At 75.6% G+C, this 15,806-nt stretch carries 12 protein-coding genes; 5 read left to right on the top strand and 7 right to left on the bottom strand.

Going from position 1 to position 15,806, the window contains the following annotated elements; all coding sequences use genetic code 11:
* Window positions 1–249: 249 nt before the first annotated feature.
* Together ACI79I_RS21410 and ACI79I_RS21415 are read left to right on the top strand one after the other, a co-directional pair.
* Window positions 250–957, top strand: a complete 708-nt coding sequence (locus tag ACI79I_RS21410) for a dienelactone hydrolase family protein (protein ID WP_456994340.1) — start codon at window positions 250–252, stop codon at window positions 955–957.
* 105 nt (window positions 958–1,062) lie between these two features.
* Window positions 1,063–2,280: an alpha/beta fold hydrolase gene (locus ACI79I_RS21415; RefSeq protein ID WP_456994341.1), complete on the top strand. Its 1,218-nt coding sequence runs from the start codon at window positions 1,063–1,065 to the stop codon at window positions 2,278–2,280.
* 18 nt (window positions 2,281–2,298) lie between these two features.
* Here ACI79I_RS21415 and ACI79I_RS21420 read toward each other — a convergent pair whose 3' ends face one another.
* Both ACI79I_RS21420 and ctaD read right to left on the bottom strand, forming a co-directional pair.
* Complete coding sequence (locus ACI79I_RS21420; RefSeq protein ID WP_456994342.1) at window positions 2,299–2,715, bottom strand: DUF3040 domain-containing protein; 417 nt, start codon at window positions 2,713–2,715, stop codon at window positions 2,299–2,301.
* Window positions 2,716–2,725: 10 nt separating this feature from the next.
* Window positions 2,726–4,486 (bottom strand): aa3-type cytochrome oxidase subunit I, encoded by a 1,761-nt coding sequence (gene ctaD / locus ACI79I_RS21425; RefSeq protein ID WP_456994343.1) that lies wholly within the window; start codon window positions 4,484–4,486, stop codon window positions 2,726–2,728.
* Window positions 4,487–4,913: 427 nt separating this feature from the next.
* Here ctaD and ngg point away from each other — a divergent pair, with 427 nt between their 5' ends.
* Window positions 4,914–6,662, top strand: coding sequence for an N-acetylglutaminylglutamine synthetase (gene ngg / locus ACI79I_RS21430; RefSeq protein ID WP_456994361.1), 1,749 nt, complete (start codon window positions 4,914–4,916; stop codon window positions 6,660–6,662).
* A 43-nt stretch (window positions 6,663–6,705) separates the two neighbouring features.
* Here ngg and ACI79I_RS21435 read toward each other — a convergent pair whose 3' ends face one another.
* A complete protein-coding gene (locus ACI79I_RS21435) occupies window positions 6,706–8,586 on the bottom strand; it encodes a bifunctional sugar phosphate isomerase/epimerase/4-hydroxyphenylpyruvate dioxygenase family protein (protein ID WP_456994344.1) in 1,881 nt (626 codons plus the stop codon).
* On the bottom strand, window positions 8,570–9,577 hold the full coding sequence (locus tag ACI79I_RS21440; RefSeq protein ID WP_456994345.1) for a shikimate dehydrogenase: 1,008 nt from the start codon (window positions 9,575–9,577) through the stop codon (window positions 8,570–8,572). Before ACI79I_RS21440 ends, ACI79I_RS21435 begins: the two co-directional genes overlap by 17 nt.
* Before the next feature lie 134 nt (window positions 9,578–9,711).
* On the opposite strand from ACI79I_RS21440, the gene ACI79I_RS21445 reads away from it, so the two are divergent.
* Together ACI79I_RS21445 and ACI79I_RS21450 are read left to right on the top strand one after the other, a co-directional pair.
* Window positions 9,712–11,559: an alpha/beta hydrolase fold domain-containing protein gene (locus ACI79I_RS21445; protein ID WP_456994346.1), complete on the top strand. Its 1,848-nt coding sequence runs from the start codon at window positions 9,712–9,714 to the stop codon at window positions 11,557–11,559.
* 55 nt (window positions 11,560–11,614) lie between these two features.
* Window positions 11,615–12,592, top strand: coding sequence for a LacI family DNA-binding transcriptional regulator (locus ACI79I_RS21450; protein WP_456994347.1), 978 nt, complete (start codon window positions 11,615–11,617; stop codon window positions 12,590–12,592).
* A gap of 115 nt (window positions 12,593–12,707) precedes the next feature.
* Here ACI79I_RS21450 and ACI79I_RS21455 read toward each other — a convergent pair whose 3' ends face one another.
* The 3 genes from ACI79I_RS21455 to ACI79I_RS21465 form a co-directional block, all read right to left on the bottom strand.
* Entirely contained in the window at window positions 12,708–14,066 is a 1,359-nt protein-coding gene (locus tag ACI79I_RS21455) for an MFS transporter (RefSeq protein ID WP_456994348.1), read from the bottom strand.
* A 230-nt stretch (window positions 14,067–14,296) separates the two neighbouring features.
* Window positions 14,297–15,109 carry a hypothetical protein gene (locus ACI79I_RS21460; RefSeq protein WP_456994349.1) on the bottom strand — a complete coding sequence of 271 codons (813 nt, stop codon included), beginning with the start codon at window positions 15,107–15,109 and terminating at the stop codon, window positions 14,297–14,299.
* Between the two features lie 161 nt (window positions 15,110–15,270).
* Window positions 15,271–15,618 (bottom strand): UBP-type zinc finger domain-containing protein, encoded by a 348-nt coding sequence (locus ACI79I_RS21465; RefSeq protein WP_456994350.1) that lies wholly within the window; start codon window positions 15,616–15,618, stop codon window positions 15,271–15,273.
* Between the last annotated feature and the right edge of the window lie 188 nt (window positions 15,619–15,806).

Consider the following 15,806-nt stretch of genomic DNA (forward strand, 5'->3'; position numbering starts at 1 on the left):
CGCCGACCGCGCGAGGGAAGCCCCGGCACGCGCCGCGGCTCCACCTCGCGGAGCGTGGTTGCAGCCTGCGGTTCCGCGGGCCCGGGCCGGCAGCCGGCGGTACTCGCGGCGCTGCGCGCCCTCCAGCCGGCGCACCCATCGCCCGCCGCTGCTCCCGCACGCCCTCGCACCCGGTGAGCCCCGGCAGGACCCGCCGCAGCCGAGGCGGGTCGGTCGGTAGCGTCCGTCTCCCGGCGGAGGGAGACCCTGGTGCCCGAGAGCACGATCCCCGGCGCGGTGAGCGCCCCGCAGCTGCGTGCCCACCTGGCCGTGCCTCCGGTGGGGGAGGGCCCGTGGCCGGGCGTGGTGGTCGTCCACGAGGCGTTCGGGCTCACCGACGACGTCCGGGCGCACGCCGACCGGCTGGCCGCCGCGGGGTACCTGGCCGTGGCCCCGGACCTGTTCACCGCCGGCGGGCTGCGCTGTCTCAAACGCACGTTCGGCGACCTCCTCCGGCAGGACGGCGCGGCGTTCGGCGACCTCGAGGCCGCCCGCCGGTGGCTGGCCGACCGGCCGGACTGCACCGGCCGGGTGGGGATCGTCGGCTTCTGCATGGGCGGGGGCTTCGCGCTGCTGGCCGCCACCCGCGGCTTCGACGTCTCCGCGCCCAACTACGGGATGCTGCCGAAGGACGCCGAGGAGGTGCTCGCCGGCGCCTGCCCGGTGGTGGCCAGCTTCGGCCGGCGCGACCGGGTGCTGCGGGGGGCGGCCGAGCGGCTGGAGGGGGTCCTCACCCGGCACGGGGTCCCGCACGACGTCCACGAGTACCCCGACGCCGGGCACTCCTTCCTCAACCGGCACAACGTGGGCCCGTTCGCCGTCCTGGAGCGGGTCGCCGGGCTCGGGTACCACCACCCGTCGGCCGAGGACGCCTGGGCGCGCATCCTCCGCTTCCTCGACACGCACCTGAGCCGCTGAGTCCTCGGGTGTCGCTCGGGCCCTGAGTGGGCAGGACGGGTGCACGTCCAGCCAGGGGCGGATGCGTGGCCGGCCGAGCCGGCCCCCCGCCCCCTCAGGAGCCCCGTGCCACTCCCCGCCCCCCGCAGCGTCTGGACCGACGTCCCCGACCTCGGACGTGTGCACGCACGGACGTGGGACGGGACCGCCGAGGGCGGCGGCGTCCCGGTCGTCCTCCTGCACGGCCTCGGCCTGTCCAGCCGCTACCTGGTCCCGCTGGGGGCGCGGCTGGCCCAGCTCGGCCACCGCGTGCTCGTCCCGGACCTCCCCGGCTTCGGCCGGTCGCCCCGTCCGGCCGGCCGCCGGTGGCCCGCCGGCCCGGACGTGCGCCGCCAGACCGAGGACCTGCTGGCCTGGCTCGACGCGTGTGGCGTCAGCCGCGCGGTCTTCTTCGGCAACTCGGTCGGCGTCCAGGTCGCCGTCGAGCTGGCCGTGCGGGCTCCGGAACGGGTACAGCGGCTGGTCCTGTCCGGCCCGACGCCCGACCCCGCGTACCGGAGGCCGTGGAAGCAGTACCCGCGGGTGGTGCGCAACATGGTCTTCGAGGTGCCCTCGCTGCAGCCGCTGTTCCAGGTCGAGTACCTGTCGACCGGCATCGCGCGGATGGTGCAGCAACTGGTGCGCACCGTGGACGACCCGATCGAGGCCCGGCTGCCCGACGTCGGCGTCCCCACGCTGGTCGTCCGCGGGCAGTACGACCAGACGCTGTCCCAGGCGTGGGCCGAGGAGTTCACCCGGCTCCTGCCCGACGGCCGCCTCGTCGTGCTGGAGGGCGCCGCCCACAACCTCCACTACTCGGCTCCGGACGTGTCCGCCCGGCTGGTGCAGGCCTTCCTGGACGACGAGCTGCGGCCTGACGCCGACGGTGTCGTCGTCCCGAGCCCGTCGGCCGGCGATCCGCTGGCGCCGCGCGGGCGGCTGCGGGCCGGGGCTCACGCGGTGCTCGACCACCTCACCGCACCGTCGCTGCTCGTGCTGCCCCGGGTGCTCGGCTGGAGCCCGCGGACGCGCAGGCTGCTGGCGGCCTTCGGGGCGTTCGGGGTCGCCGACGCGCTGCTCACCGACCACCCGGGCGGCGTCCTGCGCAGGATCCCGCTCCCGGTCCACCTCAACCTCGAGGCCTCGGGCGGTCTCCAGCTGCTCGCCGCCGCCCTGACCGTGCTGCGCGGGGAGCCGGCGGCGCAGCGGTGGGCCGTGGCCGCGCAGGGCGTGGCCGAGGTCGCCCGCGCAGCCGGCACGCGTCCACCGGCGGGGCCCGCCCGGCTCGTCCCCGTCACGGGCTGACGCGGGGGGTCGGCGCCCTCACGTCGGCGGCGGGCCTCCCTCCACCGGCTCGTCGCCGCCCCCACAGGCGAGGCACACGAGGACCGGGGCGCCGAGCACCAGCACCAGGCCCAGGACGCCGACCGCCCGGATGCCGAGCACCGCGAACGCGGCGCCGACGAGGACCGCGCACCCGGCCAGCCCGGCGAGCCACCGGCCGGGGTGTGGGCGGGCCAGGGCACCGAAGGAGCGGCTCAGCTCCGGGTCGTCGCGCTCCAGCGCGTCGCGCAGGTCGGCCAGGGCCTCCCGCTCGCGCCGCCGGCGGTCCTCGGCGTCCGGGCCGTCGACACGGCGCGGGCCGGTCGTGCCGGCGGCCCGGAGGAGGTGCTGCCGGGACCCGCGGGCGGTGCCCCCCGACCGGGTCGAGGGGCGTGCGGTCCGCCGCCCGGAGGTCACGGGAGCCGGCTCAGGTCGGGTCGGGGTCGCGGGAGCCCTGGCGCTCGCCGCCGCTGAGCCCGACCTCGCTGACGCCGGCGTAGGGCTCGTGCCGGCCGCCGACGTGCTTCTCGCGCTCCAGGCGGTCGATCAGGTGCGGGTAGTGCGCCTCGAACGCCGGCCGCTCGGAGCGGATCTTCGGGATCTCGGTGAAGTTGTGCCGCGGCGGGGGCGAAGAGGTCGCCCACTCCAGGGAGTTGCCGTGGCCCCAGGGGTCGTCGCGCAGCGCCAGCGGGCCGTGCCGCCAGGAGCGGACCACGTTGTAGAGGAACGGCACGATCGAGGCACCGAGCACGAACGAGAAGATCGTCGAGATCGTGTTCAGCGTGGTCCAGCCGTCGGTGGGCAGGTAGTTGACGTACCGGCGCGGCATGCCCACGTTGCCCAGCCAGTGCTGGATGAGGAACGTGCCGTGGAACCCGATGAAGGTCATCCAGAACTGCAGCTTCCCGAGCCGCTCGTCGAGCATCCGCCCGCACATCTTCGGGAACCAGAAGGCGATGCCGGCGTTGGCCGCGAACACGACGGTGCCGAAGACGACGTAGTGGAAGTGTGCGACGACGAAGTAGCTGTCGTTGAGGTGGAAGTCCAGCGGCGGGGACGCCAGCAGGACGCCGGTCAGCCCGCCGAGGAGGAAGGTGACCAGGAAGCCGACCGACCACAGCATCGGCGTCTCGAAGGTCAGCTGCCCCCGCCACATGGTGCCGATCCAGTTGAAGAACTTGATGCCGGTCGGCACCGCGATCAGGTAGGTCAGGAACGAGAAGAAGGGCAGCAGCACCGCGCCGGTGGCGAACATGTGGTGCGCCCACACCGACAGGGACAGCGCCCCGATCGCGATGGTCGCGAAGACCATGCCCTTGTAGCCGAACAGCGGCTTGCGGCTGAACACCGGGATGATCTCGGTGACGATGCCGAAGAACGGGAGCGCGATGATGTAGACCTCGGGGTGGCCGAAGAACCAGAACAGGTGCTGCCACAGCATCGGCCCCCCGTTCTCCTCCGTGTACACCAGCGCACCCAGTTGCCGGTCGGCGAGCAGGGCGAACAGCGCCGCGGTGAGGATCGGGAACGCGAAGAGCACGAGGATGCTGGTGACCAGCGTGTTCCAGACGAAGATCGGCATCCGGAACATCGTCATGCCGGGCGCGCGGAGGCAGACGATCGTGGTCATGAAGTTGACCGCGCCCAGGATGGTGCCCAGGCCGGAGACGGCCAGGCCGGCGATCCACAGGTTCGCCCCGGCGCCGGGGCTGTTGGTGACGTCGGACAGCGGCGTGTAGGCGTACCAGCCGAAGTCGGCCGCCCCGCCCGGGGTGGCGAACCCGGCGACGGCGATCGTGCTGCCGAACAGGAACAGCCAGTAGGAGAAGGCGTTCAGCCGCGGGAAGGCGACGTCGGGGGCGCCGATCTGCAGCGGCATGATCAGGTTGCCGAACGCGAAGAACAGCGGCGTCGCGAAGAACAGCAGCATCACCGTGCCGTGCATGGTGACCAGCTGGTTGTACTGCTCGGGCGAGAGGTACTGCAGCCCCGGCCGGCCCAGCTCGCCGCGCATCAGCATCGCCATGAAGCCGCCGATGATGAACCACACGAACGACGTGACCAGGTACATGAGGCCGATCGTCTTGTGGTCGGTGGTCCGCAACAGGTTCGACAGCCGCGAGCCCTTCGCCGCCGCCGGCACGTCGCTCGGCCGGCTGACGATCGGCCGGGGCGCGATGGCGGTCACGAGGTCGCACCCCGACGACGGTCGGGCCGCGCGCGGCCCGGACTCGGAGTGCTGGGGGAGTGGCTCATGGGCGCGTCCCTGCAGGAGGCCGCCGACCGCGGCGGGGGGAGCTCGGAGGCTGCGAGCGGACCCATCATGGCCCACCTCGGGGGGATCTGACACCCGAGCCCGGCGCGCCCCCCAACTCTGTTACGACCGTGTTTCGGAAGGGTCTGGTCGGGGCAGGGGCAGTCGACCCGGCCCGGTGCAAACCGCCGCCACGAGTCGGAGGACCGCTCGCGCGCGAACCCCGCGCGGCGCAGCCAAGCGTCCGTGCGCCTCGGAGCCACGGGCCGCCTCCCCCGAGGGATGACCCCATGCCCGCCGGTCTGCTCCTGACGACACCCCGCCCCCCGCGGCGCCCGGCCCCGGCAGGTGGGTCGTGGTGATGCGACCCGCGGTCCGCCGCCGGCCGCCCGGCGGGGTCCCGGCGCCGCTGACCGGCCACTCCTGGCAGCCGCCGTCGGAGCACCAGCTGCGCGGCATGCGGCCCGGCGTCGCCCTCGACCTGGGCTGGGGGCGGCTGGTCTTCGGTCAGACGTTCTCGGACCTGCACGGCATCGTGGACGTGCTCCGGCACGAGGGTCCCGGCCGCCGGGACATCTGCCTCTACCCGCGGGACCCCCAGGTGCTGGTCGGGCTGGCTCCCGACGAGCTGTTCATCGACCCCAGCTACACCTTCCGGCTCGACCTGCACCGCTACCGGGCCCGGCGGGACCTCATCGAGGGCGTGTTCGTCCGGACGGTGACCTGTCCGGCCGACGTCATCGAGATGGAGCGGATCCACCGCACGGCCGGCATGGTCACCGGCGACCGGGCGACCACGTGGCGGAACCAGCACGGCCGCACGGTCACCCACCTGGTCGCCGAGGACCGGCGCACCGGGCGGGTCGTCGGCACGGTGACCGGGGTGGACCACGTCCTGGCCTTCGGCGACCCGGAGGGCGGCAGCAGCCTGTGGTGCCTGGCGGTGGACCCGCAGAGCGCCCCGCCGGGCACCGGTGAGGCCCTGCTGCGGGTGCTGGCCGAGCGTTTCGTGGCCCGCGGCCGGGCCTACCTGGACCTGTCGGTCCTGCACGACAACGCCGCGGCCATCGCCCTCTACCGCAAGCTCGGCTTCCGGCAGGTCTCGGCGGTCGCCGTCAAGCGGAAGAACTCGATCAACGCGCCGCTGTTCGTGGCCGGCCCACCCGGTCTGGACGCGCTCAACCCCTACGCCCGGATCCTCGCGGACGAGGCGCTGCGCCGCGGCATCCGCGTGGAGGTCACCGACGCCGCCTCCGGGGAGATGCGGCTGTCCCTCGGAGGGCGCAGCCTGCTGACCCGCGAGAGCCTCTCGGAGCTGACGACGGCGGTGGCGATGAGCCGCTGCGACGACAAGCGGGTGACCCGGCGGGTCGTCGAGCGCGCCGGCGTCCGGGTGGCGCTCGGTGCGGAGGCGACCTGCGGGGACCTCACCGCCGCGCTGGCCCTGCTCGGCCGGGTCGGGCAGGTGGTCGTCAAGCCGGCCCGCGGTGAGCAGGGGAAGGGCATCACCGTCGGCGTGACCGACCCGGCCGGGCTGGAGCGGGCGGTGGACCTGGCCCTGCGGCACTGCCCGGACGTGCTCGTCGAGGAGCTGGTGCCGGGGGAGGACCTGCGGGTGGTCGTCATCGACCACGAGGTGGTCGCCGCCGCCGTCCGCCGTCCGGCCGAGGTCGTGGGGGACGGGCACTCCGACGTCACGGCGCTGATCCGCGAGACCAGCCGCCGCCGGGAGCGGGCCACCGGCGGGGAGTCGCGCATCCCGCTCGACGAGGTCACCGCGGAGGTCGTCGCCGCGGCCGGGTACGCGATGGACGGCGTCCCGCCCGCGGGGGAGCGGGTCCGCGTGCGCCGGACGGCGAACCTGCACACCGGCGGGACGATCGAGGACGTCACCGCGCGGCTGCACCCGGAGATCGCACAGGCGGCCGTGCGGGCCAGCCGGGCGATCGGCATCCCGGTCACGGGGCTGGACTTCATGGTCCCGGACCTCGACGGGCCCGAGCACGTCTTCATCGAGGCCAACGAGCGCCCCGGACTGGCCAACCACGAGCCGCAGCCGACCGCGCAGCGCTTCGTCGACCTGCTCTTCCCGGAGACCCGCCACAGGTAGCGGAGCGCGCGCCTCCCCACTCCGCTGGCGGGTGGCGGCGGCCCTACCGGGGGACGACGGTGGCCTGCCGCAGCCGGCGGTGCGCGGCCATCCGGACCGGTGCGTCGGTGGTGCCGTAGCCGTCGTAGCCGCCCAGCCGCTGCACGACCTCGACGAAGACGCGGTCGCCGAGCACCTCGGTGGCCAGGTGCAGGTACCCGCCGTGCGGGTCCTCCTCGTAGAACAGCCCGTGCTCGCGGATCGCGGCCAGCAGGTCCGCGGGCAGGTCGAGCCGCGCCTCGAGGTCGTCGGCGTAGTTCGCCGGCACCGGCAGCAGCGGCGCACCGGCCGCCCGCAGCGCGCGGGCGGTCGCGACGATGTCGTCGGTGGCGAAGGCGACGTACTGCGGCTCGGGGACGCCCGGCGCCCACCCGCCGCGGCGCAGCGCCGAGACCGACAGCGCCAGCCGCACCGCCCGGTCCGGGCCGGCGACCGCCCGGGTGCGCACCAGGCCGAAGGGAGCCGCCAGCTCGGTGACCTCCTGCGGCTCCAGGCCCAGCACCGCCCGGTAGAACAGCCCGGCCTCGTCGAAGGCGTCGAAGGGCTGGGTGAGGCCGACGTGGTCGACCCGGGTCAGGCCGGTGCCCGCGCCGGCGGTCGCGCCGGTGGGCAGGAAGTCCGCCGGCCAGCCGTCGGGCCCGGTCCGGGTGAAGAAGACCTGCGTGCCGTCGGGAGCGGCGACCGCGGACAGCTCGGCCTCCGCCGCACCCCGGGTGCGCGGCAGGACCGGAGCGCTCATCGCCTCGGCCCGCGCCGCCGACCGCCCGGGGTCCTCGCTCTCCAGACCCAGGGCCGCGACCGCGGCGACGCCGGTGGCCGACGGGCGGACGGCGTCGGCCCGGGTGTCGAAGGCGTTCAGCAGCACCCGCGCCCCGCCCTGCTCCCACAGCTGCACCGGCTTCGAGCGGTGCTGGCCGGTGTGGGTGAACCCGAGCGCGCCGAGCACCCCCGCCACCTGCGGCCCGGAGACGGCGTCGACCGCGAGCTCGGTGAACGACCACCCGGAGAGCGCGGGCGCAGGTGGCGGCGCGGGCAGGTCCGTCCCCGGGGAGCGGAGCGCGAGCGCCTCCTCCAGCCACTGCAGCGACCGCATCGCGTCCACCGCCGTCCGGGCGGGGTCGGCCTGCCGGTACACGTCGTTGAAGACCTCCAGCGACAGCGGCCCGGCGTAGCCGGCGGCCAGCACGCACCCGAGGAAGGTCGGCAGGTCGAACGCGCCCTGGCCGGGGAAGAGCCGGTGGTGGCGGCTCCACTGGAGGACGTCCATCCGCAGCTTCGGAGCGTCGGCCAGCTGGAGGGAGAACAACTTCTCGGCCGGCACGTCGAGGAAGCCGGCCGGGTCCCCGCCCCGCGACAGCACGTGGAAGCTGTCCAGGCACAGCCCGAGGGCGGGGGAGTCGGCCCGGCGGACGGCGTCCCAGGACGCCTCCCACGTGGACACGTGCGTGCCCCAGGCCAGGGCCTCGTAGGCGATCCGCACGCCCCGCTCGCCGGCACGGGCCGCCGCGGTGGCCAGCTGCTCGGCGAGCGCGTCGGGGTCGGCGACGGCGTCCGGGGCGACGGAGGAGCAGATCAGCACGGTGTCGACGCCCAGGGCGGCCATGACGTCGAGCTTGCGGTCCAGCCGCCGCAGGTTGCGGGCGAAGCGGCTGGGGTCGGTGGAGTCCAGGTCCCGGAAGGGCTGGTACAGGTCGATCGACAGGCCCAGGTCGGCGCAGCGCGCGGCCAGCTCCGCGGGGGACCAGGGGGCGGCGACGAGGTCGGGCTCGAAGACCTCCACGCCGTCGAAGCCGGCCGCCGCGGCCGCGCTCAGCTTGTCCTCGAGGGTCCCCGAGAGGCAGACCGTCGCGATCGCGCGGCGGCGCCGCTCAGGCGATGCGGACATCGGGGCCGGAGACCAGCGAGGTGAAGTGCGCGAGCATCCGCTCGGCGTCGGGCTCGACCCCGGTGAACAGCCGGAAGGCGTCGACGGCCTGGAAGACGGCCATGCCGCCGCCGTCGAGCACCCGGCAGCCGAGGTCGCGGGCGGTGCGCACCAGCTGCGTCTCCAGCGGGCGGTAGACGATGTCGGCGACCCACAGGTCCGGCCGCAGCAGGCCGGCGTCCAGCGGGAGGCCCGGGTGGGCGGCCATGCCGGTGGGGGTGGCGTGCACCAGCCCGTCGGCGTCGGCCAGCGCGACCGGGAGGGTGGCGAGGCCGCCGCCGGCGGCCCGCGCCGTGCCGAACCGCTCGCTCAGGGAGCCGGCCAGCTCCACCGCGCGCTGCACGTCGACGTCCACGATGGTCAGCCGGGCGGTGCCCAGGGTGAGCAGCGCGTGGGCGACCGCGGCCCCGGCGCCGCCGGCGCCCAGCAGCGCCACCCGGTCCAGCGCGGCGTCGGGGAGGCCGCGGTCGAAGGCGCGCGCGAAGCCCGACCAGTCGGTGTTGTGCCCGACCGCCCGACCCTCGTGCAGGACGACGGTGTTGACCGCGCCCAGGGCCTCGGCGTCGGGCGAGAGCTCGTCGAGGTGCGGCAGGACGAGCTGCTTGCACGGGTGGGTGACGTTGAGGCCGTCGTAGCCGGCCAGCCGGGCCGCGGCCAGGACCTCGCCGATCGCGGTGGCGGGCCGGCGCAGCCGGTCGAGGTCCAGCCGGCGGTAGAGGTAGCGGAGGCCGAGCTGGTCGGCCTCGCGCTCGTGCAGGGGCGGGGTCAGCGAGGGACCGATCCCGGTGCCGACCAGGCCGACGAGGACGCCGGGCCGGTCGGCGGGGGCAGGGAGCGCGGTGGAGGACAGGGGGTCTCCCGGGGCTCGGGCTCCACGGGGGAGCGGTCGGGGGCGGGTGTGACCCGCTGCACCGTCACCGTCGAGTCTGAAACACGATGCAACCGGTGTCAACGGCAGGGGCGGTCGGCGTTCGGCGCCTCGGCGGAGGTGCGTTGACAGTCGATGACACCGGTTGCATAGTCGCGTCGAGCGCCCGGGCCGCCGTCCTTGGCGGGCGGGTCCCCCAGCGCCCGAGGAGACGCCCCGTGCCCGAGTCCGCCGACCTGCTCGCCGTCGCCCGCCCGGAGCCGGGCCCGCTGTCCGACGGCACCGCCGCCTTCCCCTTCGACCCGCCGGTGCGCGGCGCCGGCGGTGAGCTGCGGTGGGACGCGCTGGTCTACTCCTGCGACCCGGGCTACCGGCCGCTGATGCTCGACCTCCGGGTGCCCGCTGAGCGGTCCCCCGAGGGTGCGCCGCTGGTCGTGTGGGTGCACGGCGGCGGCTGGGTGCACGGCTCCCGCCGACGCCGGGCGCCGAACCTGCACGCCGGGCGGGTCGTGGAGCGGATCGTCGAGGCCGGCTTCGCCGTCGCCCTGGTGGACTACCGCCTGGCCGCCGAGGCGCCCTTCCCCAGTGCCGCGCTGGACGTGCTCGCCGCGGTCCGCTGGCTGCGCGCGCAGGCCAACGGCTTCGGCCTCGATGGCTCCCGGGTGGCGCTCTGGGGCGAGTCGGCCGGCGCCCACCTGGCCCTCCTCGCGGGGCTGTGCCGGCGCATCGAGGCCGAGCCGCGCACCGGGGAGGCGATGGAGCAGTCCCAGGAGGTGCAGGCCGTCGTCGACTGGTACGGCCCCTCGGACCTCTCGGCCATGGCCCCGCCGGTCGACGTCGTCTCCGAGGAGGTCGGGGCGGGCGGGGACCCCTTGGCGGTCCTGCTGCGCGACACCTCCTGGACCCGCGACGAGCTCTCCCCGGTGCGGTACGTCCGCCCGGACGGCCCGGCGGTCTTCGTCGCCCACGGGGTGGACGACCGGCTGGTGCCCGTCGAGCAGAGCCGCATCCTGGTCAAGGCGCTGGTCGAGGCGCGGGTCGATGCGGAGTACCTCGAGACCGGTGGGGACCACGTCTTCGTCGGCGCCCCCGTCGTGGGGGAGGTGACCGACCGGTCGATCGCCTTCCTCCGCCGGGTGTTCGCCGAGCGCCGGCTCGGCGACCCACGACCGCTGGACCCGCACACCGCCGAGATGGAGGAGCGGATGGCCGCGACCGGCATGTGGCCGCTGCTCCAGGCCCCGCCCGAGGTCGCCCGCGAGCGCGGGAGGGTGATGCGCCGCGACTTCTACCCGCCGCGGCCCTTCCCGGTGGCGTCGGTGACCGACGACGTCCTGCCCGGCCCGGCCGGCGACGTCCGCATCCGCGTGCAACGCCCGGTCGAGCCGACGGACGTCACGGTCCTGTACGTCCACGGCGGCGGGTTCGTGATCGGTGACCTCGACTCCCACCACGGCAGCGCCGCCCGGCTCGCGGTGACCGCCGGGGCCGTCGTCGTCCAGGTGGACTACCGGCTGGCCCCCGAGCACCCGTTCCCGGCCGGCCTGGACGACTGCCGGGCCGCCGCCGACTGGGTGCTCGCCCACATCGACCGGTTCGGCGGGGACCGCGCCCGTCTCGTGGTCGCCGGGGACAGCGCCGGCGGCAACCTGGCCGCGGTGCTGACCCGGGAGCTCGTCGACCGCGGCACCCCGGTGGCCGGCGTGTTCCTCGTCTACCCGGGCACCGACCTGCGCGCCGACAGCAGCGCCGACGTCCGCGTGCCCTACCTCGGGGCGGACGCCGACGCGCTGGCCGCCGATCCGCGCGTCTCGCCGATCTGCGCGCCGTCGCTGGCGGGGTTGCCGCCGACGGTCATCGGCATCGGCGCCCACGACTTCCTGTACGACGACACGCTGGCGTACGCCGCCGCCCTGCGGGACGCCGGTGTCCCGGTGGTCCTCCGCGACTTCCCGACGCTCGACCACGGGTTCTTCAGCTACGGGTCGGTGTCGCCGGCCGCCGAGGCCGCCGCGGACCTGATGTGCCGCGACCTGCGGCGGCTGCTGCACGGCCCCACGGCATGATCGGAGGCCGCGGCGCCGCGTGGTGCCGGAGGCCGACCGGGACGGGGAGCAGGGCGTGACGAACATCCGGATGGTGGCGGCGCACGCCGGGGTCTCGCCGTCGACGGTCTCGCGGGCGTTCGCCCGGCCCGAGGTCGTCGCCGAGGAGGCCCGGCGCCGGGTCTTCGCCGCCGCGGCCGAGCTGGGCTACCAGCCCAACCCCGTGGCGCGCAGCCTGGCGATGGGCCGCACCGGCAACCTCGGGGTGATCGTCCCCGACATCGCCAACCCGTTCTTCACCCCGCTCATCAAGGAGGTGCAGCGGGAGGCCCGCCGGGCGGGCCGGTCGCTGTTCGTCGCCGACTCCGACGAGCACGTGCGCCAGGAGCTCGAGGTCGCCCTCGCCATGGCCCGCCAGGTCGACGGCCTGGTGCTGGCCTCCTCCCGGCTGCCCGAGGACGACGTCCGCGCCGTCGCCGCGCTGACCCCGGTGGTCACCGTCAGCCGCGTGGTGGACGGCGTCCCCGCGGTGGCGACCCCGGGCGACCAGGGCATCGGCCAGGCGGTCGAGCACCTCGTCGCCCTCGGCCACCGGCGACTGGCCTACCTGGGCGGGCCCGAGGAGTCCTACGTGACCCCCGAGCGGCACCGGGCCCTCCACACCGCCGCCGGGCGCTGCGGGCTCGAGGTGGTCGACCTGGGGCACTTCCAGCCCCGGTTCGAGCCCGGTGTGCACGCCGCGGACCTTGTGCTGGCCGAGGACGTCACCGCCGTGCTGGCCTACAACGACCAGATCGCCCTCGGCGTGGTCAACCGGCTCACCGAGCGCGGCGTGCGCGTCCCCGAGCAGATGAGCGTCGTCGGGATCGACGACACCTGGATCGCCGCGCTCACCCGGCCGGCGCTGACCTCGGTCCGGGTGCCGGTCGCCCAGGCCGGGGCGGCCGCCGTCCGGATGCTCGCCGAGCCCGCGCCGGAGGACGGCGAGCCGACCCGGGAGAGCCTGGCCACCGAGCTCATCGTGCGCGCCTCCACCGGCCCCGCCCCGCGCTGACCCCACCTCGACGGCCCGCTCCCCGGCGCAGGGGAGCGGGCGCCCCCGGACTGCCGGGGACGACGGAGCGGGCGCCCCCGGTCCTCCGGGGACGCCCGCTCCGCGGGGGGTGCGGTCAGGCCGCGGCGGCCGGCTCCGTGCCCCGGGCCGAGGCGCGGCCGAGGTCGTTGAGCGGCACCTTGTGGGTCTCCCGCATGGTCAGCACCGCGATGGTCGCGACGACGGCCGCCGCGCTGGCGAAGACCGCGACCGGCACCCAGTTCTCCAGCGACGGCCCGGCCAGAGCGGCGGCGATGGACGGCGCGAACCCGCCCAGCGCGAACCCGAACTGGGTGCCGACGGCGACGCCGGACATCCGCACCCGGGTGTCGAACTGCTCGCTCCACAGCGCGTAGCCCACGCCGCCGTAGGCGCTGTAGGCGACGCCGCCGAGCAGGATGCCGAAGAGGAACACCAGCCCGAGCTCGGCCTGGCTGACCGACCAGATGAACGGCCAGATCAGCACCGCCGGGCCGAGCGCGCCGACGACGAACACGGGCTTGCGGCCGATCCGGTCGCCGATGCGGCCCCACACCGGGATGGCGACGAGGGCGACGACGTTGGCAAGGATGAGCATCCACAGCAGGCTGGTCCGGGACAGGCCGATCGTGTTGACGCCGTAGGTGAGGCTGTAGATCGACAGGATCGTGCTGATCGTCGACACCAGCGCGGCGAACACGATCTTGAGCACGTCGGTCGGGTAGTGCCGGAACAGCTGCTTGAGCGGGGTCCGCGGGACCTCGTGCCGCTCCTGCTCCTCCTCGAACGCGGGCGTCTCGTGCAGCGACCGCCGGATCCACCAGGCGACCACCATGACCACGGCGCTGAGCAGGAACGGGATCCGCCAGCCCCAGGACAGCAGGGCGTCGGTGGGCAGCGCGGCGATCGGGATGAAGACCGCGGTCGCGAGGATGAGGCCGAACTGGGTGCCGGCGAGCGTGAAGCTGGTGAAGAACGCCCGCCGGTTGGCCGGTGCGTGCTCCAGGGACATGGAGCTGGCGCTGGACTGCTCGCCGGCCACGGCCAGTCCCTGGCAGATCCGGAGGACCAGCAGCAGGATCGGGGCGGCGAAGCCGATCTGGTCGTAGGTGGGCAGCACGCCGATGAGGAAGGTCGCGATGCCCATGCCGAAGAGGGTGATCAGCAGGACCTTCTTGCGGCCCAGCTTGTCCCCCATGTGCCCGAGGACGAACGAGCCGACGGGGCGGGCCACGTAGGCGACACCGAACGTGGCCAGCGAGGCCACCGTGGCGGCGGCCTCGTTGCCCTCGGGGAAGAAGATCTGCGGGAAGACCAGCGCGGCCGCGGTCCCGTAGATGAAGAAGTCGTAGTACTCCAGCGCGCTGCCGATCCACGCGCTGACCGCGGCCTTGCGGGGGGTCTTGGGCCGGTGCGGCTCGTGCGCGCCGGAGGGCTCGACCAGGACGTCGTGCACGTGGTCCTCCTCGATGCTGGGGACGTCGGTGGCGGGTGCCGACCGGGGGCGCCGGGAGCCTGGGGAGCGGGTCCGGAACCGGCCGGGACGACTGTTTCAGGGATCCTGCAACCGGTTTCAGTAACCGGTTGCAGGAATGGTGCTGGCCGTCACACCTCCCTGTCAAGTGGCGCAGGGCACCTCGCCGGCGGCGTCAGTGCGGCCGGACCGCCGGCCCGCGGTCCGGGACCTCAGCGGGGCTCGACCGTGACGCTGGGGGTGGTCAGCAGCGCCTTCAACGCACCCAGCAGCCCGAGGACCGCGACGGCGACGGCGCACCACGCGCCGGGGCCGAGCCGGGCGGGGCTCCACCCGGCACCGGAGAGGACGACGACGGCGCTCACGGCCACGGCCTCCGCGACGACCAGTGCCAGCACGCCCACGAGCCGGTGGGTGCGCGCGCGGCGCAGGAGGAACAGCCCCAGGGGAAAGAGGACGGCACCGCCGGCCACGACCCCGAGGGGCGCCCAGACGTCGCTGCCGGGGAGCTCACCGGTGCCGGCGCCCAGCGTGCGGAACGCCTCCAGGACCGGCACCAGACCGGCCGTCCCCGCACCCCGGCCCCACGGCAGCCAGAGGGCCAGGCCCGCGGCGAGGCCGGCGAGCAGGAGTGCGGCGGCACCGACCCGGTCGGCGCGCCGGAGCACGACCAGTCGGCGGGTGACGTCGGGGGCGCCCGCCCTCGGGTCGGTCGCCGCTGGGAGCGGACGCTCGGCGACGGCGACGCCGCCGGTCCCGATGTCCGCGGACCGCGCGAGGCCGGACCCGGCTCCGGCCGGGAGCGGTTCGGCCGCCATGTCCTCGGGCGGCTCGGCCGGGAACCCCAGGATGGTGGGGCCGGACCCGGCGTCCGCTGCGGGCGGGGCGGCTCCGGCGTCCTCCGGAGAGGGGGCCTGCAGCGGGATGGTGGACCCGTCGTGCGCATCGGGCGGCGAAGGGAGCCGGTCACGCGTGCGCGGCGCGGGCGGGCCGGAGCGGGAGGGCAGGTGCGGGGACTCGGCCATCGGTGCCTCCGACGACGCGGGCGCGGGGAGACGCCCGTCGCACCGAGGGTAGGGCGGGCGGCACCCCGCCAGCAGGCCGCGCGGAACGGGATCGGGCGGAACTCCGGCGCGTCGCGCCCGACGCGCCGCGGTCCCGGCGTGCCAGGAGGGCGGGTCCTCCCTCAGTGCAGCCGCGACCGCCAGTCGGCCGGCACCCGGCCGCGCGGGCCGGGAGCGGGCTGGTCCAGGGGGTGGTGCAGCGGCGGGGCCAGCGCCGGGCCGGCGACGACGTCCTCGCGGGTGAAGTCCCAGAACCAGCCCTCGCCCGGCTCGAAGCTGCGCACCACCGGGTGGCCCGCGGTGGCCGCGTGCTCCCGGGCGTGGCGGGACGGCGAGGAGTCGCAGCAGCCGACGTGGCCGCACTGCGCGCAGCGGCGGAGGTGGAACCACCAGCCGCCGGTCGCCTCGCACTCCACGCAACCGGTGCCGCTCGGTGGCACCGACGGGTCGATCCCCGGGGTCGCGGTCATCGCAGCACCCTCCATCCGGACGGCTGGGGTGCCCACCGTAGGCCGGGGAGGGTGTCGGGGGGAGCGGCGGCGGACTAGCGTGGCGCGCGTCCGCGACCGCCCGCGCCGCGCAGTCGTGACCCGTTCCCCACCCATCCCTGACACCACCGCCGGGCCCGGCGTGCCCCGGCGGTGCCGACAGGAGGACG

The sequence above is a fragment of the Geodermatophilus sp. SYSU D01105 genome (assembly GCF_054050095.1).

Coding starts and splice junctions, on each gene's coding strand:
- ACI79I_RS21435 (WP_456994344.1), bottom strand. CDS start 8,586: ATGTCCGCATCGCCTGAGCGGCGCCGCCGCGCGATCGCGACGGTCTGC.
- ACI79I_RS21465 (WP_456994350.1), bottom strand. CDS start 15,618: ATGACCGCGACCCCGGGGATCGACCCGTCGGTGCCACCGAGCGGCACC.
- ngg (WP_456994361.1), top strand. CDS start 4,914: ATGCGACCCGCGGTCCGCCGCCGGCCGCCCGGCGGGGTCCCGGCGCCG.
- ACI79I_RS21460 (WP_456994349.1), bottom strand. CDS start 15,109: ATGGCCGAGTCCCCGCACCTGCCCTCCCGCTCCGGCCCGCCCGCGCCG.